Origin of the sequence: Peribacillus simplex, assembly GCF_900156045.1 — a bacterium.
GTDB classification, from domain to species: domain Bacteria; phylum Bacillota; class Bacilli; order Bacillales; family DSM-1321; genus Peribacillus; species Peribacillus simplex_D.
This window is the reverse complement of sequence record NZ_FTMX01000011.1, coordinates 68,812-90,623: the sequence shown is the minus strand read 5'-3', so window position 1 is coordinate 90,623 and position 21,812 is coordinate 68,812. Positions and strand designations below refer to the sequence as shown.

Below are 21,812 nucleotides of genomic sequence, written 5' to 3'. Positions count from 1 at the left end.
TCCAGGGGAGACCCCGCAGGCGCAAGAGCGCCGAGGAGGCTCCCGGACCGCCCGCGGAAAGCGAGTGCCTGAAGTGGAAATCAACGTTCAAATTTTACAAACCAGTTTGGCTCTTCTTGCCTTCCAGGGTTATCTTAGTGAAACATTCCCTTTAAAAAGCGATACAGTCCATCTTCTCGATATGAATGCTCCGTCACTTCATCGGCCTGTTCTTTGACCAGGTCCGTGGCGTTTTTCATGGCAACGCAATTTCCGGCGAGTTGGAATAGCGGGAGGTCATTTTCGCCATCGCCTACTGCCAGGATATTTTCCGGTGCCAGCTGGAAATGTTTCAGCAGCAGTTGAACGCCTGTTGCTTTTGTGATGCCTTCCACAGTCACTTCTACATTATGATGGGTGGAGGAAGCTGTGGTAAAGGCATTGTGCTGCTTGATTTTCCCCAATTCCGCTTTCCATTTTCGAATCGTATTCATTTCATTGCTGAAGAAGTAGATTTTGGCTACGCTGCTTATATCCAGTTGTTCTGACCATCTTATTTTATCTTCCACTGCATCCTGTCTTGATAGCCATTCATTTTCATCGACTGTATCAGGCTTTGGCATCAAACCTTGTTTAACCATATAGTCTTTATCTTTAAGTAATGCCATCCGTGTTCCATCATTCGGATGAACTTCGTAAAAAATCTCTTCCGCTCCTGCTTTGGCGACCAATTCCTCCACAAGTTCGGTCGGCAGGGCGTGTTCGACAATCTGTTTCTTTCCGATGAATACGGACATTCCATTGGCGGTCACCATTCCATCGGCTTTCATGCCGGACGGCAAAACGTCCCTCACTTCTTCCAGCGTTCTTCCTGTTGCAATGAAAATCAGCTTACCTCTTTCCCTGAGTTCGCCTATGTATTGTTCCAGCGTCTCGTTCACAGTATTTCTTTCGTTCAATGTCGTGCCATCCAAATCGAGCACAATAGCTTTGTTGGTCATGTAAATCACCTCAAAAATCCTAATGATGATGAAAATGCCAACAGCCCATTATCTATAAAGATCCCAGGCTGTTGGTTTCATTCATTTATTTTTGTTTCTTTACCTTATCAGTATAACAGTTCAGGATAATCCTAAAAGTTTCATGACGCTTAGGATCAAGAGACCGACCACACCGAAGTCCGAATCACCAAATGTGGTTCCTTCAAACCCTACATCCCCCAAGAAGACCAGGAGTATTGCCGGCAGGAAACTAATGATGAGCCCGTTGGCAAAGGATCCAAGCATCGCTCCGCGTCTGCCTCCTGTGGCATTTCCGAATACACCTGCTGCAGCTCCGGTGAAGAAATGCGGTACGAGCCCCGGAACGATTACTTTCAATCCAAGTGCCGGAAGGAGGAACATGGATAATAGTCCAGCCAAGAAACTGAATAGGAACCCGATAATCACTGCATTTGGAGCGAATGGAAAGATGGTCGGACAGTCCAATGCAGGTTTTGTATTCGGCGCGACTTTATCGGCAATCCCTTTGAATGCAGGGACGATTTCAGCAATTAACATCCGTACCCCTGCAAGGATGATGTAGACTCCTGCAGCAAATGTTATCGCCTGGATGAAAGAGAATACAATGAAGTTCGAACCGCCGGATAATTCCGTTTCAATATAGTTCTGTCCCGCAAACAATGCGACGATCACAAAGAACATCGTCATCGTAAGCGATACAGCGACTGATGTATCCCTCAGGAATCCTAAAGATTTAGGAACCTTGATTTGCTCTGTCGTTTTTTCCTTATTTCCAAACCATTTTCCAACAGTCGCGGATACAAAATATCCGATTGTCCCGAAATGGCCGATGGCAAAATCATCGCTTCCGGTAATCTTCCGTACGTATGGCTGAAGGAGGGCTGGGAACATCACCATGCATACTCCCAATAGAATGGAACCGACCAAGATAAGCGGAAATCCGTTAAGCCCGCCGACCGAAAGCGTGACTGCAAGTAAACAAGCCATGAATAAGGTATGATGTCCCGTTAAGAATATATATTTAAATGGCGTGAAACGAGCCAGCAAAACATTGACAACCATACCAAAAACCATGATTAGTGCAGTCGAAGTCCCAAAATCACTTTGGGCGGCTGCGACAATGGCTTCGTTATTCGGTATGACGCCTTGTACATTGAATGCATGATCGAACATTTTACTGAATATATCAAGGGCGCCAATGAGCACTGCCGCTCCCGCTCCAATGATAATGAAGCCCATGACGGTTTTTAGCGTTCCAGATACAACATCCGCACTGGATTTCCGCTGTAACAGCAGGCCGATGAGGGCAAACAGCCCCACAAGTATGGAAGGTGTACCCAAGATGTCATTCATGATAAGTTCCAGCATTGCCTCTCCCCCTCTTCTTTATGTTTTCTTCTTATAGATGTGAAGCCAATTTCGATGTGATTTCAGGAATGCTCATCATGTTTTCCAGTGTGACGATCGTCCGGGTTCCATCATCCAGCTGACCGACAATATCCGCCGCTCCCAGGTAAATATCCGCCTGAACCGTTTTTGCGGATGCCAGATCCGTATGATCCACCTCGGCTGTCTTCCCCATTTCCGTCAACGCTTTCTTCACATTCATCTCCATGATGAAGCTGCTTCCCAATCCGTTTCCGCATACTACCATGATTTTCTTCATATCAATCTCTCCTTTTTTTATCCTACATGCATTTCCAATTTAGATTTGATTTCAGGGATGCTCATCATGTTCTCCAATGTAACGATCGTCCGGGTTCCATCATCCTGCTGACCGACAATATCCGCCGCTCCCAGGTAAATATCCGCCTGAACCGTTTTTGCGGATGCCAGATCCGTATGATCCACCTCGGCCGTCTTCCCCATTTCCGTCAATGCTTTCTTTACATTCATCTCCATGATGAAGCTGCTTCCCAATCCGTTCCCGCATACTACCATGATTTTCATTCCGCTTCCTCCTTCGAATATTTATGAACGTACTCCATAAGGACCGATTTATCTGAAGTGCTTAAAATATCTTCTATATTGGCTGGTTCATTCAATAATTGAGTGAGCTGGATCAATGCCCGCAGGTGCGAATCGTTATCCACGGCCGCCAAAATGATTATCAGGCGTACCGGTTTATCCGGCGCAAAGTCCACGGCTTCATCCAATTTCAGCAAACTCATGGATAAAGACCTGACCCCCTGCTCCGGACGCGCATGGGGAATCGCCACTCCAGGCGTTATCACTACATATGGTCCATTCGTTTCTATTGCCTCGATCATGGCATCCACATACCGTTCTTCTACGGTTCCTAAGTCCACGAGAGGCTTGGCCGCGACTTGAATGCCTTCTTTCCAATCGGAAACATGCGGCTGTAATTGAATCGTTTGCATATTGAGCAGTTCTTCTAACACAGGCTTCTCTGCCTCCTTTAAAGAAAATTGGGTTATTTTTGGTGTATGGGTATACACATTCGACTTCAAAGCCCTTTCAAGCTGATCCTGTTCATGGATGGTTGCATACTTGGAAATGATCTTTAATAAAGCTGCTACATCCACACTTTCCGTCGTATATCCATATAATTCCTGCATGACCTGCTGGCGCAATGTATGTTTGTCCTGCATTTCCAAAATGGGCGGTACAACGAATAATGCCGCTTTTGTTCTCATATGCACCGTTGAAAAAACAAGGTCGTACGACAGTGGGTATTCAGCCGCATTTCTAACGGACAGAACGTCCAGGAACAATATATCCGGAAATAACTCCCTCAATGTATAAATGAGGATATTGCTGATACCAATGCCATTCGGGCATACGACAATTGCCCGTTTTCGATCATCCAATGTCGTCCCTTGCCTGCGCAGCCATCCGCCAAAATAGACTGTGAAGTATGCGACTTCCTCTTCTGATACCGGACAGCCAATTTCTTTCTCCAACACCCACAGGGATTTTTTTGTCAAATGATGCAATTCAGGATAGACCTTCTGCACCCGTCCCGTCATCGGGTTCATTTGCGGGAGACCATACCGCAGGCGATGATATGCCGGTTTAAAATGAACGTATAATTGTTGGCATAGCTGTTCTTTGTCTTTCAAGTGAACAAATGCCAGCCTCTCGAACTCTGCCACGATTTCCTGCAAAAGGTGCTGAATGGCTTCATCATCCTTAAGAGGCGAAATATCCTTCGTTCGATTCATGCTCAGTAAATGTAAGGTTGCGTATAAGTTTTCGGTTTCGCTCCATACTGATCGAAAGGCATTCGTTCTGGTCATTTCCTCAACCATTTTGTATTCTTCCGTCGCAACAAACGGCGCCCAGCTCTGGTCTGCCTGTAACTCTTCCCCTTTTCCTATGAGCTGATCTGTACATAAAAATAAATAGCTCAATTCATGAAGCCGTTCATCCGTAAAGGTGATGCCTAATTTACGTTCGATCCTTTCAAGCTGTACCCGGATCGAGTTGATTTGCTTCTCATGATTTCCCCATATGCACTCCATGATCAATTCACTATTGGGACTGTTCAGTACATCATGCACAAGACATTCAATGATATATCTCTTTACTCGGGTTTCCCCAATCACCACATAGCCATCTTGTTTGGAATACTGGATCTTGAGCGATATGTCACTGTTTTTCTCTTTAAGTCTTTTTAAATCCTTCAACACCGTATTACGCGAAAGCCCGGTGATCGTCTGGAAATGATAGACGGACAATTCTTCTGGACTTAACAGGATCAAGAGGTAAAAAACTTTTTCCCTATCTGTCTCTGAAAATATATAATTGCGTTTTGTCAGTTTTACATTCAATTCTTCATCCCTGATCGTTTCAGAAAAGGAGTAGCCCATTTCACGATTATATTGAATCGGTTGATATCCATGAAATTGGAGCCAGTCATTCGCCTTGCTCAGACCATATTGGATTTGCCTTCTCGTCAGACCTGTTTGGGCTTCAAGTTCTTTCATTTTTGAAATGGGCGAATGCTGTAATAGTTTTAGTAAATTGGCGCTTCTTTCATCTAAAAACATTCTCAATCCCTCTCCCTGCTTCTACGATATCTCACTTCTTATTAAAAATGTAGCGTTTCTAAGTCCGAATGTTGTCATAGGCACTGCACAATAATATACTCTTTAAACATTTGTGCACAATCCTTATTACCATTCAGCCTAACAGAAAAGGGGCTAGCGAGAACCTGGAGGGTGAATTAAAAGTGGTGTATGCATTATTAAAATGAAATTGCATACACTCCTTAAAAGAAAACAAAAAAGTGGTGACAGTTTTGAGATTAAACGTCCACCACTTTTTTTATACTATTAAGAAATATGCCAACAGGACCTGTTTATAAATCACAAGTAAGTTCCGGATTACCATTTTACTTAGCACTTTTTTGATAAATCACACTTGTTTTTCCTACTTGTAATTTACGTGCCTTGTCTTTATAGAATTTCACAGTTCTTTTAGGGAGGTTATTAAAGGATGGAATGGTTTGCTATTTTTGTTTTTCCAGCATTCACTTTAGGTACAATAGCTTTAGGGCTCGCCCTTCACTCAATCAAAGAAATAAAGAACATGGAAAGGAGAGTTGAGGAATTAGAAAATAAAAATAAATAAATCTATGACTTTTGTCAATAAGGTGCCCCAGCTAAACTTTAATTACAATGATTTTTTCCATAAAAGGGCGCTTTAATTGAACAAACAGCCTTTCTTGATGTCCATAATAAACACGCTGCCCGTTGTTATCTGGATCTTTTAAAACGGGCATTAGCTGAGGCCATTTCTATAACCTCATTTTCTGCTGAGACGAAGTATTCACTATCGGAAATATATTCATTATTAACATATTAAAGAGTTCTATTTATTCATCTTCAGACAAATTCACACCATAAATTTCCAAATGATTTATTGATTTATTAATCTTTACTTCTGCATCTGATACTGTTGAAATGATGAAGTTATCGTTTTCAACACTATTAAAGTGAAGCTCCTCGCTAGTTCCTTCAAACAATATTTCTTGCTTATTCGCATACTTTGTTGCTATTTACCAAGTAAAGCGGTGTGGTTGATTTCCCCTCCAGATGCTCGCTTTCCGCGGGGCGGGCGGTGAGCCTCCTCGGCGTAAACGCCTGTGGGGTCTCACCTGTCCCGCTGCTCCCGCAGGAGTCTCGCACTTCCGCTCCAATCAACCTTAAATCGTTTCTTAAATCGTTTCTTTTTAAAAACAACAATCTTTACGAAAAGAGCCAAAATTAAAAAGGTTTCGGAATGAGAACATTCCGAAACCTTTTTGTTCTGTATAAGGACACAAGTAAAGTTATCTTTATATCTTGCTGAAATCGCGCTGAGCTCCCCTATAGCTTCCGATTATATTTTGATAACCAGGAAGCTGGCTGGAAAGTAAAGCACCAAAACCTTCGACATCGTTGCGCCAATCACGTTGTAATTCGCACGCTACGCTAAACCAGTTCATAAGCTGCACACCGCCATGGGCCATACGCGCTAAAGCCGCATCAGCCACCTGTTTGCTGACTGTTCCAGAAGCATCCGTGACAGCGAATACTTCATAACCAGCGTTCAAAGCGGAAAGTGCCGGGAAAGCAACGCAGACATCCGTAACCACGCCCGCGATGATTAGTTGTTTTTTTCCAGTTTCTTCGATTGCTTTAACAAAATCTTCATTATCCCATGCGTTAATTTGTCCAGGCCGAGCTATTTTTGGTGCGTGAGGAAATAGTTCTTCCAATTCTTGCATGAGCGGTCCGTTTGGCCCGTTTTCAAAGCTCGTTGTTAAAATGACTGGCAAATCAAAAAACTTAGCGGTGTTGGCAAGAGCCATAACATTATTCTTGAATTCATCAACACCATAATCACGCACTAGCCCTGAAATAAGACCGGTTTGATGATCCACTAGTAGAACGGCAGCATCATCTTTGGAAATACGAGAATAGAGATCAGACATTTTTAAAGTCCCCCTTTTATTAAAGCTATCGAAGAAAGTTCATATGTAGGGAAATCCCCCCAACCTCTTCGTTGGTTGCAATCAGTTTACAACTTAACTGATTGTTGTTTAAGTTTATCTATAAACTTATAACCTGTCAATCATATATATAGTAAGATTCATTGATTATTGCTAATTAATCTAGTACTGGAGTGTGATTGATCCAATGAATGAATTGTTGTAAATAACGCTCGAGATAACGTTTCGTTTGATCGTCAGTAAGCACTTTACGATCAGAATCAATCTTTTTATGTACCTGCGATATCAGCATTTTTTGAAATGGAAGAACATGAACTTGCATGGCCTCCAGTATTTGCCTGATTTGCATTTGAGCAAATGCAGTGCCCATTCCACCAGGGGTAGCTCCGATCAGGCCAACTGGTTTTTTGGTAAGTACAGCGGACTCCCGAGGTCTTGATGCCCAGTCCAATGCATTTTTTAATACGCCAGGTATTCCGGAATTGTACTCTGGGCTTACGATGATGATACCGTCAACGTCCTGAATGGCGGATTTAAATGACGTCACTGCTTCTGGAACGCCGCTTATTTCCAAGTCTTCGTTAAACAACGGAAGATCATTAATTTCGATCCAGCGAAATTGATAAGAATCAACCATATCTGTCAATGATTGAGCAATGATTCGATTATAAGAATTTTCCCGTAAACTGCCGCAAATAAGGCCGATGGTTCTGGTCATCTACTTCCCTCCCATTTTGAAATCATCTCCTATAGTACCATAATATACCAACGGCAAAAAAGTGACGTTATTCCTAATCACTAAATATGGAAAAACATAATAGCTGGGTAAAAAGAACTTCCTAAAATTGATCATGAACTCAAAAATTGCATGTACCAAAGTCCCCCTTCCATTTTCTGAATATTTACAACATACTATAAACTATAAGGCGATTGGGAGGAGTGCGGAAATGGATGAAAAGAAAGTTACATGGTTAGAGCTCTTTTATGATTTGTTATTTGTGGCGGCCGTTGCGGGCGCCACTCATGTTTTACTGCATGTTGAAGATGGATATATCCATCTGGAGTATTTGTTTAAGTTCGTGTTGATTTTTATTCCTATCTGGTGGGCTTGGGTAGGGCAAACCATATTTATTAACCGGTTTGGAAAGGATGTATTTCATCAACGGCTATTTTTGATACTGCAAATGTTTTTTGTCCTAATTATGACATCGAGCTTATCTGTTGATTTTGATCATTATTATCTTTCTTTTTTAATTGGCTATATTGGCTTAAGAGCCGTGACGGCCATCCAATATCTTGTTGTACAGCGGATAGAAGAGGGAGTTCGAAAAAAGGCAGCACTCTTTTTGGGAAGGTATTTTTGGGTTGGGATCGTCATTTCATTATTCTCCGTCCTTTTTGATTCTTGGCTTCGCTATGCTGTGCTGTATTTGGGCATCCTGATCGATATCATCATCCCAATCCTTGGAAGAAAGTGCTTGGAAAAGGTTCCTACAAATACGGCCCACTTGTTGGAGCGCTTTGGTCTATTCACCATCATTCTCTTTGGGGAAGCTCTTGTGAGCACTCTTGCGGTCATACAACCTAAACAAGGAAATTGGGATTCGATAGCCTTTTCCATCATTTCATTTGCCCTGATAATAGCTATGTGGTGGCAATATTTCGATAACATGGAGAAAAAGGTCGACAAGTCTGTACAATCTTCCGGCCAAATCATCATTTACGGTCATCTGTTTATTTTAATGTCCATTAGCATGATTGCAGCAGCCATCAGATTATTGTTTTTACATGAGGTCCATTACTCATTTATCCTATATTTTGTTTTTGGTTCCGTATTGCTCTATTTCATTTCAACCACTTTTGTTTTCCACCAATATAGACATAAGCATCAGCGGTTGCAAATATATCATTTAGGATTATTTTTAGGGATTTTGGCAGTCTTTTTTATTTTTAATTTGTTTGTCGGGGTACCGAATATTGTGATAATAGGCGAATTAACACTGTTTTTTATCATCTTTGCTAAACTAACGACCACATAATAAAGGAATCGAAACCAGTATCAATCGATAATACTGGTTTCTTTAATTTGAAGATGGATTTTTTTGCATTTGACACCATATTGGTTTATTCATAAACTGATTGTGACGAAGAAAGAATGAGGTGACATTCATGAAAGAAAACACAACGAATCCCTCCGCATCTACTAATGAGGAACGACTAGGTTTAATGTTATGGTTCCGAATAACAAGAATATATAACCAGAGTATCCGGGAATCCAATCAACATTTAAAGAAATGGAATCTATCGGCAGCCCAATTCGATATCTTGGTCCAAGTGGGTTCACATGAACGATTGTCTCAGCAAGAACTGGCAAACAAGCTGTTCGTGACAAAAGGCAATATCACTCAACTATTAAGGAAAATGGAAGAGTTGGGATTGATTAAACGGGAACAGGAATGGAAAACAAAATACCTTTCATTGACAGAGGAAGGAAAAGAATTTTTTCATGAAGTTGTTCCAAAACAAGAGCATTTTCAAGCATCACAGTTTGCCAACTTGAATGAGGCGGAAAAGCAGCAGCTTTTGGATTTACTTAGTAAAGTTCAAAAATGAAAACAGATCACCTGCTAGAATGGTGATCTGTTTTTTTATCTTTGTTATTTTATAAACTGCATTTTGATTTTTCCATTCTATTATCAGTTGACATTTTGTATACATATGTATACATTTAACACAGAACAAAAAAATGTATACATATGTATACACAGAAGGAGGTTTTAACATGAGAAATGAAAAACTCAAAAGGGATGGCCATCACAAAGGAAAAGACCATGGTTCACACCATCGTGGCCCAAAAACGTTTCGCCGCGGAAGGGCCCTTGCTTTTTTAGAAATGATGAATGTTAAACGTTCAACCATTAAGGAACAGTTAGATAAACCAGAGTTTCAATCCATTAATCAAATCTTAGTCGGTGAATTAAAAGCCATCGATATGTTAATCAACGAATTCATTCAATTATTTGAAATACAAGAAAATGAAGCAGCCGATAAGAAAAGTGAAGAAAAGGAAACATCCGATAACGGTGAGAAAGGAATGGAAATGAATGAAACAAATTAACAGTTATATCGATTCGTTGTTTTATACCAAAGATGCCCTTTTGGAAGAAGTCATAACGTCCATACAAGAAAACGGAATGCCGTCCATATCGGTATCCCCCTCATCTGGGAAACTTCTTACAATTCTCATATCCATTTCAGGAGCTAAAAATATTTTGGAAATAGGCGCTCTTGGGGGCTATAGCGGGATCTGCCTTGCCAGGGGATTCGGCAGCGAAGGAAAATTAACCTCCCTTGAATTAAAGGAGGAATACGCAAAGTTAGCTTATCACAATCTATCCAAAGCCGGCTTTGGCGATCAAGTATCATATATGACCGGAGCAGCTCTGCCAAGCCTTGAAAAACTCGTACGTGATAACAAGAAATTTGATTTTTTCTTTATAGATGCCGACAAGGACAATTATGAAAATTACCTGCAATATTGCATTAAGCTGGCGGAACCGGGTGCTTTAATCGTCATGGATAACGTACTTGCAAGGGGCAGTGTCGCAAATCCGGATGCCAAACCTGAACGGCACACTGCATTCATGAAGGCATTCAATGAAAAAGTTGCCAAACACCCTCAATTGGAATCCATGCTCATTCCGATCGGTGATGGGCTGACTCTTTCAAAAGTAAAGGCTCTAATTCACGAGTAAAACAGCTAAATTTACGTAATGTTCGAATTCACGAGTAAAGTGCCCATTTTCACGAGTAAATTGCTTAAACTCACGAGTAAAGTGCTCAATTTCACGAGTAATGTACGAATTCACGAGTAAAACAGCAAAACTCACGAGTAATGTGCTCAAATTCACGAGTAATTTGCTCAAACTCACGAGTAATATGTGAATTCTCGAGGATTTCGCCCGATTTCACGTGGAAATCGATCAAACTTTTGAATATATCGCCCAAACTTTCGAATTTATCGATCATACTCTCGTATTTATCGCCCAAATATCCTTTTCATGAAGAAAAATGAAATGAATTTCTATAATCTTGAATGAAAATGATTTTTATTATCAATAATAAAAAGAAAGAAGGGTAACCAGTTGATGGTTACCCCCGATGATTTAAATTTCTGGATCAAATGTTTTGCAATCCGTTTCTTTGCTATTTGATGCTTGATTCCCTTTATGACTTACAACATAAATAGCATCAGCACTGCATTTGTTTCCAGAATCCCAATATTTACAATTATTCACTTCACATAGAACATCTTTTGCCATCTTATCACACCTCCTCATTTGCTATCATTAACAAAGTTGGGGTTATTGATACTTTCCTTTTTCAGGTTTTTGTGTCTAATTTTAAGGAAAATGATATTGAGGGCCGCAACGAACGAAAATCCGGGCAGTTTCCGCCCGGATTTTTATGTTCATGCTGATCTTTTCAGTAGTTCTGCCTGAGGGATTTTCCAAAGCTCCCGCCATTTTTTCAAGGCGGCAACCAGAATGATCAAGCCCAGGATTAACATGGTGATCGATAATATTCCGTTCAAGATGCTGAATCCTGCAGAGTCCGGGTTCAGGTATACGTTTCTGACCATCCAGTACCCTGCTACATTAACCGTTACATATAAATAGGCAAGGGGTACAAGGCATGTCCACATATACCAGCGTTTGTCTGCAATTTTCAATACGACGGTCGCACCGATGATGAGTCCAATTGAGGCCATGAGCTGGTTGGATACGCCAAAGAGTGCCCAGATCGAACTAATATCCCCAGAGTAAAGCAGGTATCCCCATATAAAGCAGGCTAACGCGCTGGCAAAGATGTTACCCGGCAGCCAGTCGACCCTTTTTAATGGTTTATAGAACTCCCCGAAGAAGTCCTGGATTAAGTAACGGGCAACACGTGTCCCTGAATCGATTGCGGTCAATATGAACACCGCCTCGAACATGATGACGAATTGGAAGAAAAATGAAGCCAGTTTGTCAAAGAAGGGGATTTCGGTAAAAATATAGGTCATGCCGACAGCAAGTGTAACTGCCCCGCCTGTCCTTCCTTCCAGATTAATGCCGATTTCTTCACTGAGTTCGTTAAGGTGTACGGTTTCCATACCTAATGTTTGAAATACTTCAGGTGAGGAGTTAATCGCAAAATAATCCCCTGGCTGCAGCGAAACCGCAGCAATCAATGCCATGATGGCAACGACACATTCCACAAGCATCGCCCCGAAACCGACGGATTTGATATCACTCCAACGGTTTAACATCTTTGGAGTTGTGCCTGATCCGACAAATGCATGAAATCCTGAAATCGCCCCACAGGCGATGGTTATTGAAATGAATGGCCAAACGGGTCCGGCTACAATCGGGCCCCCGCCATTAATGAATTCGGTAAACGCAGGGAACTGGATTTCTGGATTCACCACGAAAACACCGATAATCAATGCGGCAAATACACCGATTTTCATAAATGTACTCAAGTAATCACGAGGTGCCAGCAACAGCCAAACTGGCAATGCGGCAGCGAAGAAAGCATAGATCGGCAAAATGATGGCAAGTGTACTCGCCTCGAGTGTCAATAAGTCACCAAGTGCCGTTCCTTGAATGTTCGGACCAAGTAAAATCGCGGCCATGATAAGCGCAAAACCGACGATGGTCGCACCTTTCAGATTGCCGGTTTTTTTATGGTAAAGCCCTACTCCCATGGCGATGGGAATGGTGATCCCGACTGCAAACGTCCCCCATGGATTATTTTCCAAAGCATGCAGAACGACCATTGAAAGTCCCGCCATCGTGATCGTAATGATAAAAAGCATCGCGAGTCCTGTACAGAAGCCTGCTACAGGTCCAAGTTCTTCTTTTGCAACTTCCGAAAGGGATTTGCCGTCTTTCCGCATCGACGCAAAAAGCACGACGGCATCATGGACGGCTCCCCCGATTACAGCCCCGATTAAAAGCCATAATAAACTTGGCAAATAGCCGAATTGTGCAGCAAGGATCGGACCCACCAAAGGACCAGCCGCTGCAATAGCTGCAAAATGGTGGCCGAATGCCACCCATTTATTTGTTGGAACATAATCTTTTCCATCTTCTAATTTATGGGCCGGAGTCGGCTTCGAATCATCGAGTTTTAATACTTTGAGTGCTATGAATGTCCCGTATAAACGGTAGGCAATCATTAATATACAAATGGAGCCTATGACAATTGTAACCGCATTCATATTTGAACCCCCTCTATTTCTTACATCGTAAAATGATGATATCACAATGAAAGCGGCTTCAATGGGTTTTCAAGTTATAATGCAGATATCGGGGGATGGACTGCAATATGAAGAAGGTAAAATGCAGAATTATGAAAATTTTTAAAAACCGATAAGCTGCCTTAGTTCCTTCACATATGTGCGGCTTACCGGAATGTTTGATCCGTCACTCATAATGAGATTATAAGTCGAGTTGAACCAAGGCTGTATTTCAGATATATGGATGACATTCACGATAAAACCGCGATGCACCCGTAAAAATGAGCGCTTATCGAGCTTCCTTTCAAGCACGATGAGGGGCTCACCGATTTTATATTCTGTTTCTTCGGTTTTAATGATCGTCTTTCCTTCCATGAGTCCTATGAACAAAATATGATCCCGGTCAATCAAAACGATACGATCATCTATCACTACAGCCAATTTACCTGTCTGTTCCACCGCCGTACGGCTGGCGGGAGGTGCTGTCCTGGATTCGCCTTTCCCGATTTGCCGCTGCTTCATGAGCTTATCCAATGTTTGGCGAATCCTTTTTTCATTAAATGGCTTTAATAGATAATCAAATGCATATAACTCGAAAGCCTGGAGGGCAAACTCATCATAAGCGGTCGCAAAAATGAGCGAAGGTGCGGGGTCAAGTTCCGCCAATTGCTTAGCCAAATGCAAGCCATTGCCTTCTGCAAGCTCAATGTCCAAAAAGACAAGTTCAGGTTTAAGGCGGGAGATATCCCTCATGGCATCTTCTATCCCCTCGGCCTCACCCACGACTTCAACTTGCCTGCTTCTCTTCAATAGATATTTCAATTCATCTCTTGCCAGTGGTTCATCCTCTACGATAAATGCTTTCATCATCGTTGACATATGCTCCTTTTTCGTTGAGTGGTATTGATATTCTCACTTGTGTTCCGTGCCCCGGTTCACTTGCGATCGAGAGGCTGGCCTGTCCTTTATAGATCCCTTCCAGCCGTTCACTGATATTATGAAGGGCCGTTCCTGTACCCTTAGTCGATTCTACAGCATGCTTACCCAATTCATCTATTTTCCCGCTTGGAATCCCTTTTCCGTTATCTTCCACAGCAATGCGCATCGTACCGTCTTTAAAGTATGCGTGAATGATGATTTCACCTTTGCCTTTCAGAAGTGGAAATGCATGGTGTACCGCATTCTCAACAAGTGGCTGTAACGTGAATGGGGGGATGAGAACTTCCTTAAGCCTTGGCTCAATGCGATAGTCGATATGATATTTATCTGGAAAACGCGCCTGCTCCAGTGATAAATATGCGTTAACATGCTCTAATTCCTTTTCCAGCGGCACCAGTATTTGTCGGGCCCCTTGTAAATTAGAACGAAAGAACGCACTGAGCTCCTGCAATAAATTTCTTGCCTTCTCGACATCCGTCCGGCAAAGAACGGATATCGTATTGATTGCATTGAATAAAAAATGAGGATGGACCTGTGCCTGTAAGGCCTTAATTTCTGCATCTTTCAATAATTTCGTTTGCATTTCCGCTTTAGCGAGTTCCAATTGAGTGGAAAATAGTTTGGCCAACCCTTCAGCTAACTCTTGTTCCACTTGGCTTAATTTATCCGGATGCTTGAAATACATCTTCAAAGTCCCGACCGTTTTCTGCTGGACCTGCAACGGCAGGACCACTGCCGCTTGCAATGGGCATTGATCATGAAAACAATAAATGTCCTTTTTTGTTTTGGCCACGATGATTTTCCCTTGTTCAAGGGCTTTTTTCGTTAAGCCTGTCGCTATTCCCACCTTTGGGACATGGTGATCGGACGCAGCACCCACATGGGCAAGTACGCTATGTTCATTGGTAATGGCCACGGCGTCGGCCTCAGTCAGCCCCAAGATGATTTGGGCTATTCTCTTGCATGAAGTTTGATTCAGACCTTGCCGGAAAAAGGGCAAAGTTTGATCTGCAATCAGGAACGCAAGATTGGTTTGTACGGCCCGCGTCCGTGCTTCGTCCCTCGTGATCGACTGAATGATGAGCATGAATAGTAAAGTCCCGAACCCGTTGATGATGATCATGGGCAGTCCGATTACTTGTACGAGCTCCCACGCCCTTTCAAATGGTTTGGCCGTCACCAGGATGATGCCCATTTGGATCGCTTCCAATGCCATGCAAATGGGAAGGGCAAACCAAGGGGTGATCGTCCCATGCTTTCGCCGCCTTTTCCCCAAAAAACCCGATAAAACCCCAGCCAAAATCGCAGCGATTGCACAAGCCCCCGCCGTAAAACCCCCGAGAAAATAACGGTGAAGCCCCGCAATCAAACCTACTCCCAACCCAACAAATGGACCTCCCAGCAAACCGCCGATGGCCACGCCCATGATTCTTGTGTTGGCAATCGCGTTATCGGGAGCAATCTCAGCATGCCAATTCCCCTCTGGCATGGCATGAATCCCGATTTCGATCCCTGTATAGTTACTTATGATGCCAAACGTTCCAAAAAGTGCGATAAACATGATTTTCTTTGACATTTCATGTTCATGGCCTATCATTTGCCGAAACGGTTTCATATAAGAAAGCAGGAATGCGGCAATTACGATGATGCCCACTTTTTCAAACAGCGACGGTAATAAATCAACCAAAGCATTCACCCCATTTCTGGCTTTTTCATTCATCTTACACCAGCCATGAAATCCTTGTCGAATTTTGTTTTTACGATTAACTCCGATAATCCAAGAACATGGAACCTCCATATAATCTTGTTACATTTGGGATATACGCCTTCAGCTAGCATGGGGAACATTAGAATGCTGTGGTTGGTTCAATCCCGGTATGATCATTCAAAAAAAAGCCTATCAATACCAAGGCTTTTTCAAAAGAAGGAAATCACTGATTCGTTTATATAGGACCGAGTCACCATCCTCAGGTAGACATTTAACAAGTTTTTCGTCATGGAGGTTCCTTACAGATGAAGCTATTAGACCAAAAGCTGCATTTAACATCCTTTGGTCGCCTTTGAAATGGAACGCTTTTTTTTCAATAGTCCAATCACTAGCAATATCACCGGGAGCAGAAAACAAATGGTTAAGGAAAATGGCGTCCATGCTTTTAAAGTAAAATTTTGACTATGTACTGTATTTGGATGTGTAATGATGGAGAAGGCAAGAATGATAAATGCTAATGGGAAGTGAAGAATTTTGTGATTTTTTAATCCCAGTACTTGTGCTAACCCCAGAGACATTCCATAATAACAAATCGTTAGCTTGAAATACACGGAAAGAATCCAAATGAAGGCTACAATGACTTCAATACGTTCCAAAAAATTACCAACACTCAACCTCTTTCCTAATCTATAAGAAGGATAGTTTTGCAGTGCTGTTATATCAATACCCAATACGAGGATACTGAAAATGATCACCAAAAATAGAACCATGCCTCCCAATAATGTTCCCCGATAAAAGTTTTTTTTCATTTCATCCTTTTCATTTACATATGGCATGATCATTAAAAGGAAAACGAGCTGTACATACGGGAGTGCCAAAATGTGATATGAGCCCTTAATAATTGGTTTCATGCCGTCGTCGAAAATAGGCTGTATATGTTCTAATTTGATCTCAGGGATAAGAAGTAAAAATAACATGAAAAGCATAAAAACTATCCAAGGGAAAAAGATTGATGCAGTTCGGCTGATGACTTCCAATCCTAAGCGTACACCGATTATGCTTGTCAATAAAAAAAGAACCATGATCATTTCGATAGGCGTTCCAACCAAAATTTGTGTCGTTGAAAAACTCCCTATTTCATACAATAAAGCAGACAAAAGGTATAAAATATAAAAAAGAAAGAGCAGTGCCGAGATTTTCCCAACCCATTTCCCCAATATTTTTTCATTAACTTCGACATAAGTTTTAGATGGATAAATAGAGGCTAATTTATTATATAAGAATACAAAACATAAACTGATGAGCGTAGTCATGATATAGGAAATCCAAGCATCCTGCTTTGCTAACGTGACAAGTAAAGCAGGTACATTAAGTATCGAACCTCCTATCGTAAATATGATGACCAATATAAGAAATTCCCCGGAGCTAATTTTTCCTTTCTCGAGCATGATCAGTCCCCCCTAAGACAGTATCCGTTCCATGAAAGATGTGAAGGGATTATAAATTTTTGTTATCCAGTCTAAGGGATTAGGGATGGTAATATTTTTAATTAATAAAATACTCAACGTCATGCCAACTAAAAGCAATAGAATATAAACGGAGATTTCCCTCCAGCATTTATTTTTAATAAGTTGAGGTAATTCGAAATATGAAATAACAGCTCCAGTAAACACTGTTCCAATCATTGCCCACATTGATTTTACTCCTCGATTTCTTTTTGAAGGATTCTGGTTATCATCTTTGCTTTAAAGGTCACATTCACTTCCAAATCTCGAATTGCTGTTCCCGCAGCCAGTTAGACATAAAACAGGTAAGATGAATGTTACGGTTATGGTTTCACCCTGGATGCAAATATATCCATTTAAATAAAATAATTATGTAATGAAATAAAGGGCATTTTTTGAAAAAAGACTATTCAAAACATGCCCGCTTACAAAATTACCTTTGCGGGAGCGAAAAGGCTAGTTATCGGGAAACGCCCCCATTTGCATCATGAATCTACACACAAATAATAATTAAATCAAAATTCAATCCCATTTCTTTTCTACGAAATGGGATTTTTTATATTGACCCGAAATATGCTACGTGTTAAATAAGTGAACTTCCTATTGTATAAGAAGGATAAGCTTATATTATGTTAAAATTGGAATGGTATTATTTTTGTGCTTGATAAAAAGGTAATCATTATGAAAGTAACACAATGGCTAATGTAAAAAAGAGTATAAGGCTGCACAGCACATAGATATAAATGATATTGTGGACTTACTTTCAGTTCAGGAGATTCTAAAGAAATTTTATGGAGGCGATTAATGTGTTGGTAGTTACCACAGAAAAAATTGAAGGTTACAAAATTGTAGAAGTAAAAGGACCTACCTTTGGTCTAATTGTAAGAAGCAGAGGGATTGGCGGCGATATCATGGCAGGGTTGAAATCCTTAGTAGGCGGGGAGATCAAGCAATATACAGCTATGCTTGAAGATTCAAGAAAAGAAGCTATGGACCGTATGATAAAAAATGCCAATGAAATGGGAGCAAACGCAATTGTAATGATGAGATATGATTCTGGGGAAATCGGTACAAATATGAGCGAAATTGTTGCATATGGAACCGCCGTCATTGTGGAGAAGATATAATGAAATTCATCATAGGGTACTATATATTACAAATTGTTATAGTTATCTTATGCATTTTACTTGGATACTTTATCTATGATAAACGGTTTAGACGCAATCACGGTGCAAAAGTTCCTGATGGATTTCAATCGACAGATGAAATAAATATAGACCCTGTGACTGGAGAAAAAACAAGGGTGTATTATAATCCTGATACGGGTGAACGCTTTTATAAAAAGGAAAAATGATTATAAAAAGCCACGATTTTTACAAAAACGTGGCTTTTTATTTATTGAATCAAATGCAATTCCTAACTTTTGAGCAGGTGTTAATCCTTCGATGAAAAGTTGTCTACATTTTTTAAGGGTCCACTCCAGGCACTCGCTTTCCGCGGGCGGTCCGGCAGCCTCCTCGGCGCCTTTGCGCCTGCAGGGTCTCCCTTGGACACACTTTTCTAAGCAGGAGTCTAGTACACCCGCTCCAATCAATTTTTTTAAAAATTTAGATAGAACCCCTCGTAACCATACAAGCGATTTTAATAACATAATTATTTTTGCATGACAGGCTTATAGTGCCCTGGGATGTTTTGGGCTGAAATGGCCAATCGGTTCCAGCCGTTAATCGTGATGATGATGGTCACGAGATCGATATATTGTTTTTCATCAAAATGAAGGCGGACCCGCTCATACAGTTCATCAGGTACACCGTTTGCAGAAATGGCCGTGACCGCTTCCGTCAATTCCAGCGCTGCCCTTTCCGGTTCAGAATAGAATGGTGATTCACGCCAAGCACTCAAGCAGTAAATTCTTTGTTCCGTTTCACCCATTGCCCGGGCATCCTTTGTATGCATATCCAAGCAGTACGCACAGCCATTGATTTGAGACGCGCGAATTTTAATCAATTCGATTAATTCGCCATCGATTCCCGTTGTTTTTTTGTACTCCTCCAATCCCATCATTAATTTGACCACTTCCCGATTTGTCTTCATGTAGTTAATGCGTTGTTCCATGTCTATCTCCTCCATCAAATCTTTTTGGTTACACTTATAAGACAAAATGGAGATTTGATTTGTGACAAACAAAAAAGAGAGCCCGTAATCGAGCCCTCAGTCTCCCCTATTAAGGAACAGTAATATGTTTTAATTTATCTGGATTGGTAACAATAAAGATTTTTCGGATATTTTTTTGTTTTGAATCCAATTCAAAGCAGATGACTTTGACTGGCTTCCCGTCTTTCATTTGCAAGATTCCTTCCTGACCATTGACCATCACCGGAAGAAGTTCTCCTATGAAACTTCCTTTAGCAGAAATTCCTTTAAGAAAGGAGGATACGCGCTGTTTGTTTACAATCGGATTTAGTGCAGAAAGCACTTTTCCTCCGCCGTCAGTAACAAGGACAACATCTTCTGTAAGGATATCCAAAAACTCCTCAATGTTGCCTGTCGTAGATGCTTTTATGAATTTTTTTGCCAAAAGATCGATATGTTTCGTATCCTCCGGATGGACTGGAAGATCATTCTGTAATTTCCGCTTAGCCCGGCTATAGATCTTTCTGCAGTTCACTTCATTCTTTTCCAGCATTCCGGCAATATCTTCATAGCTGTAAGCGAATGCTTCTCTAAGCACGAAAACCGCTCTTTCAACAGGTGAAAGCTGCTCCAGCAAAACGAGGAAGGCATATGCAACCGTTTCATCCGTTACCACCTTATCTAAAGGCTGCTCTGTTTCGTTTACCCGGGGTTCAGGCAGCCAAGGTCCAGTGTAAACCTCTCTTCTCTTACGGGCTGAATTTAAAAAGTTCAGACAGCGATTTGTCGTCATTTTCGCAAGATATGCTTTCAAGTCCTTAATTTGTTCGGTATCAAGCTTGAGATGCAGGAATAAATCATGAACGATATCTTCTGCGTCGGTAACCGATCCAAGCATCCGGTATGCGATGGAAAAAAGAAAAGGTTGATATGTCTTATATAATGTATCCAACTCCACTTGCTTCACCCATTTTCTATCAAATTCGTTTTTTTGAGATGTATGACCCATTCCATAACTATTCTCTAAACCAATCACTTATCCTTCTTCACCTGGTTTAAAGCAGTCATTCAAACAACATAAAAAAGAGCAGCAAGGGCTGCTCCCAGACTGTAGACAAAATCGATAATCATTTCCAATTTTAGCTCATTATCAAGGTGCTTCATACCATACGATATCATCAAACATTTTTACAACCCGCGGTATGAAGCCTTCTTCATATTCTTCCGGGTATTGAACGATCGCATAGTAAACCCGATCGCCATGTTGAAAAACCGACACTGTACCCAATATTGAATAATTACTGCCCTTCTGACTAATGTCAAATTCAACCTCAGACCAATCAAATCGGTTGGGCGCATTATCAGGTCGCTGTTTAATCTCAAAATCGTTGCTTATCACAACTTCCCTCGCAAACTCCGCCTGTTCTTCTATTGTCGCATTCGCACCCTCTTTGGAAAATATTTGAACTTTGGCATCCTCATTTCTCTTGCCTGCAAAATTTGCAAAAACAATCATTGCATCTCCTTCACCAGAACTAGCCTCTTCAACGACCATGTCATCCACGATGTAGGTTGAGAATCCCAATGCCTGACTTTGATGAAGCGTGAATTGAAATGATTCTTCCATACCTTCTAATATGATTCTATCCGTTTTCGTAGTTGGCCGATCTTTTGTCAGATCGACCGATTCACCTGGAGGATCTTCAGCTTGTTCGTCGGTTTGCTTAGGATTATCATTTGGCTTTTCTGAAATTGGTGGAGATTCCTTATTTTCCTCCTGGACTCCGTTACAAGCACTAAGTCCTGTTACAAAAAAAACGGCTGCCAAAATCAACAATATCCTTTTCATTGGAACCCTCTTTTCATGTGTTTTAACAAATTATTATACGGTCCCACATGAAAAAAAGTTACACTATACCTCTTTGCAAGTATCAGACTTAAAAATGATTGATGCTCCACTCTTTCCGAAAAGAAAATATGAAATTGATCCATTTACTAATTTTAAGGAAATCGTTTTCAACAGTTAACGCTTCACGCATCCGTAAGCCATCGACATTAATACGGGCTTGCCGGAAATAAAGTTCCCTAATCGAGATCAGGAGTCCTTTGATGCATCCATATCTTTATTCAACTAAACTACTCGATAGATAAGATTGTTGTTTTTAAAACGAAACGATTTAAGGTTGATTGGAGCGGAAGTGCGAGACTCCTTCGGGAGCAGCGGGACAGGTGAGAGCCCACAGTCGTTCACGCCGAGGAGGCTTACCGCCCGCCCCGCGGAAAG

General features: G+C 41.3%; 22 protein-coding genes. 7 read left to right on the top strand and 15 right to left on the bottom strand.

The window, feature by feature from the left end; translation table 11 throughout:
• Nucleotides 1-134: 134 nt before the first annotated feature.
• The 5 genes from BW986_RS26030 to BW986_RS26010 all read right to left on the bottom strand — a co-directional run bounded on the left by BW986_RS26030 (nucleotide 135) and on the right by BW986_RS26010 (nucleotide 5,014).
• The gene (locus BW986_RS26030) at nucleotides 135-980 is read right to left on the bottom strand and encodes a Cof-type HAD-IIB family hydrolase (protein WP_081395812.1); all 846 of its coding nucleotides are present in this window, start codon (nucleotides 978-980) and stop codon (nucleotides 135-137) included.
• 120 nt (nucleotides 981-1,100) lie between these two features.
• Nucleotides 1,101-2,369, bottom strand: coding sequence for a PTS ascorbate transporter subunit IIC (locus BW986_RS26025; protein WP_076372259.1), 1,269 nt, complete (start codon nucleotides 2,367-2,369; stop codon nucleotides 1,101-1,103).
• A gap of 31 nt (nucleotides 2,370-2,400) precedes the next feature.
• On the bottom strand, nucleotides 2,401-2,667 hold the full coding sequence (locus tag BW986_RS26020; protein ID WP_076372257.1) for a PTS sugar transporter subunit IIB: 267 nt from the start codon (nucleotides 2,665-2,667) through the stop codon (nucleotides 2,401-2,403).
• A 17-nt stretch (nucleotides 2,668-2,684) separates the two neighbouring features.
• Complete coding sequence (locus BW986_RS26015) at nucleotides 2,685-2,951, bottom strand: PTS sugar transporter subunit IIB (RefSeq protein WP_076372255.1); 267 nt, start codon at nucleotides 2,949-2,951, stop codon at nucleotides 2,685-2,687.
• Complete coding sequence (locus BW986_RS26010; protein WP_076372254.1) at nucleotides 2,948-5,014, bottom strand: BglG family transcription antiterminator; 2,067 nt, start codon at nucleotides 5,012-5,014, stop codon at nucleotides 2,948-2,950. Before BW986_RS26010 ends, BW986_RS26015 begins: the two co-directional genes overlap by 4 nt.
• A gap of 448 nt (nucleotides 5,015-5,462) precedes the next feature.
• Here BW986_RS26010 and BW986_RS31005 point away from each other — a divergent pair, with 448 nt between their 5' ends.
• Nucleotides 5,463-5,597 (top strand): hypothetical protein, encoded by a 135-nt coding sequence (locus BW986_RS31005; RefSeq protein WP_260320997.1) that lies wholly within the window; start codon nucleotides 5,463-5,465, stop codon nucleotides 5,595-5,597.
• Nucleotides 5,598-6,303: 706 nt separating this feature from the next.
• On the opposite strand, the gene ycaC is transcribed toward BW986_RS31005, so the two are convergent.
• Both ycaC and BW986_RS25995 read right to left on the bottom strand, forming a co-directional pair.
• The gene (gene ycaC / locus BW986_RS26000) at nucleotides 6,304-6,942 is read right to left on the bottom strand and encodes an isochorismate family cysteine hydrolase YcaC (protein WP_076372250.1); all 639 of its coding nucleotides are present in this window, start codon (nucleotides 6,940-6,942) and stop codon (nucleotides 6,304-6,306) included.
• A gap of 175 nt (nucleotides 6,943-7,117) precedes the next feature.
• Nucleotides 7,118-7,678, bottom strand: coding sequence for an NADPH-dependent FMN reductase (locus BW986_RS25995; protein ID WP_076372248.1), 561 nt, complete (start codon nucleotides 7,676-7,678; stop codon nucleotides 7,118-7,120).
• A 229-nt stretch (nucleotides 7,679-7,907) separates the two neighbouring features.
• Between BW986_RS25995 and BW986_RS25990 the strand changes: the two genes are divergently transcribed.
• The 4 genes from BW986_RS25990 (at nucleotide 7,908) to BW986_RS25975 (ending at nucleotide 10,715) form a co-directional block, all read left to right on the top strand.
• Nucleotides 7,908-8,999: a low temperature requirement protein A gene (locus BW986_RS25990; RefSeq protein ID WP_076372246.1), complete on the top strand. Its 1,092-nt coding sequence runs from the start codon at nucleotides 7,908-7,910 to the stop codon at nucleotides 8,997-8,999.
• A gap of 130 nt (nucleotides 9,000-9,129) precedes the next feature.
• A complete protein-coding gene (locus BW986_RS25985) occupies nucleotides 9,130-9,573 on the top strand; it encodes a MarR family winged helix-turn-helix transcriptional regulator (RefSeq protein WP_076372244.1) in 444 nt (147 codons plus the stop codon).
• Nucleotides 9,574-9,742: 169 nt separating this feature from the next.
• Nucleotides 9,743-10,078: a hypothetical protein gene (locus tag BW986_RS25980; RefSeq protein ID WP_076372242.1), complete on the top strand. Its 336-nt coding sequence runs from the start codon at nucleotides 9,743-9,745 to the stop codon at nucleotides 10,076-10,078.
• Nucleotides 10,065-10,715, top strand: a complete 651-nt coding sequence (locus BW986_RS25975; protein WP_076372240.1) for an O-methyltransferase — start codon at nucleotides 10,065-10,067, stop codon at nucleotides 10,713-10,715. Before BW986_RS25980 ends, BW986_RS25975 begins: the two co-directional genes overlap by 14 nt.
• A gap of 411 nt (nucleotides 10,716-11,126) precedes the next feature.
• Here the strand turns inward: BW986_RS25975 and BW986_RS25970 are convergent, their stop codons facing one another.
• From BW986_RS25970 to BW986_RS25950, 5 genes are all read right to left on the bottom strand, one after another.
• Nucleotides 11,127-11,282 carry a DUF1540 domain-containing protein gene (locus BW986_RS25970; RefSeq protein WP_065310844.1) on the bottom strand — a complete coding sequence of 52 codons (156 nt, stop codon included), beginning with the start codon at nucleotides 11,280-11,282 and terminating at the stop codon, nucleotides 11,127-11,129.
• 149 nt (nucleotides 11,283-11,431) lie between these two features.
• Nucleotides 11,432-13,225, bottom strand: a complete 1,794-nt coding sequence (gene cstA / locus BW986_RS25965; RefSeq protein WP_076372238.1) for a carbon starvation protein CstA — start codon at nucleotides 13,223-13,225, stop codon at nucleotides 11,432-11,434.
• A gap of 141 nt (nucleotides 13,226-13,366) precedes the next feature.
• Entirely contained in the window at nucleotides 13,367-14,113 is a 747-nt protein-coding gene (locus BW986_RS25960; RefSeq protein ID WP_076372236.1) for a LytR/AlgR family response regulator transcription factor, read from the bottom strand.
• The gene (locus BW986_RS25955) at nucleotides 14,085-15,902 is read right to left on the bottom strand and encodes a sensor histidine kinase (RefSeq protein WP_311316578.1); all 1,818 of its coding nucleotides are present in this window, start codon (nucleotides 15,900-15,902) and stop codon (nucleotides 14,085-14,087) included. Before BW986_RS25955 ends, BW986_RS25960 begins: the two co-directional genes overlap by 29 nt.
• A gap of 320 nt (nucleotides 15,903-16,222) precedes the next feature.
• Entirely contained in the window at nucleotides 16,223-17,338 is a 1,116-nt protein-coding gene (locus BW986_RS25950; protein WP_076372234.1) for a GerAB/ArcD/ProY family transporter, read from the bottom strand.
• Nucleotides 17,339-18,201: 863 nt separating this feature from the next.
• On the opposite strand from BW986_RS25950, the gene BW986_RS25940 reads away from it, so the two are divergent.
• Nucleotides 18,202-18,522 carry a YbjQ family protein gene (locus BW986_RS25940; RefSeq protein ID WP_076372230.1) on the top strand — a complete coding sequence of 107 codons (321 nt, stop codon included), beginning with the start codon at nucleotides 18,202-18,204 and terminating at the stop codon, nucleotides 18,520-18,522.
• On the top strand, nucleotides 18,522-18,749 hold the full coding sequence (locus BW986_RS25935) for a hypothetical protein (RefSeq protein ID WP_076372228.1): 228 nt from the start codon (nucleotides 18,522-18,524) through the stop codon (nucleotides 18,747-18,749). The genes BW986_RS25940 and BW986_RS25935 overlap by 1 nt, the downstream gene beginning before the upstream one ends.
• Nucleotides 18,750-19,048: 299 nt before the next feature.
• Here the strand turns inward: BW986_RS25935 and BW986_RS25925 are convergent, their stop codons facing one another.
• The 3 genes from BW986_RS25925 to BW986_RS25915 form a co-directional block, all read right to left on the bottom strand.
• Nucleotides 19,049-19,510, bottom strand: coding sequence for a carboxymuconolactone decarboxylase family protein (locus BW986_RS25925; protein WP_076372224.1), 462 nt, complete (start codon nucleotides 19,508-19,510; stop codon nucleotides 19,049-19,051).
• A gap of 109 nt (nucleotides 19,511-19,619) precedes the next feature.
• Entirely contained in the window at nucleotides 19,620-20,564 is a 945-nt protein-coding gene (locus BW986_RS25920) for an RNA polymerase sigma-70 factor (RefSeq protein WP_311316577.1), read from the bottom strand.
• Between the two features lie 114 nt (nucleotides 20,565-20,678).
• A complete protein-coding gene (locus BW986_RS25915) occupies nucleotides 20,679-21,377 on the bottom strand; it encodes a hypothetical protein (RefSeq protein ID WP_076372221.1) in 699 nt (232 codons plus the stop codon).
• Nucleotides 21,378-21,812: the final 435 nt, after the last annotated feature.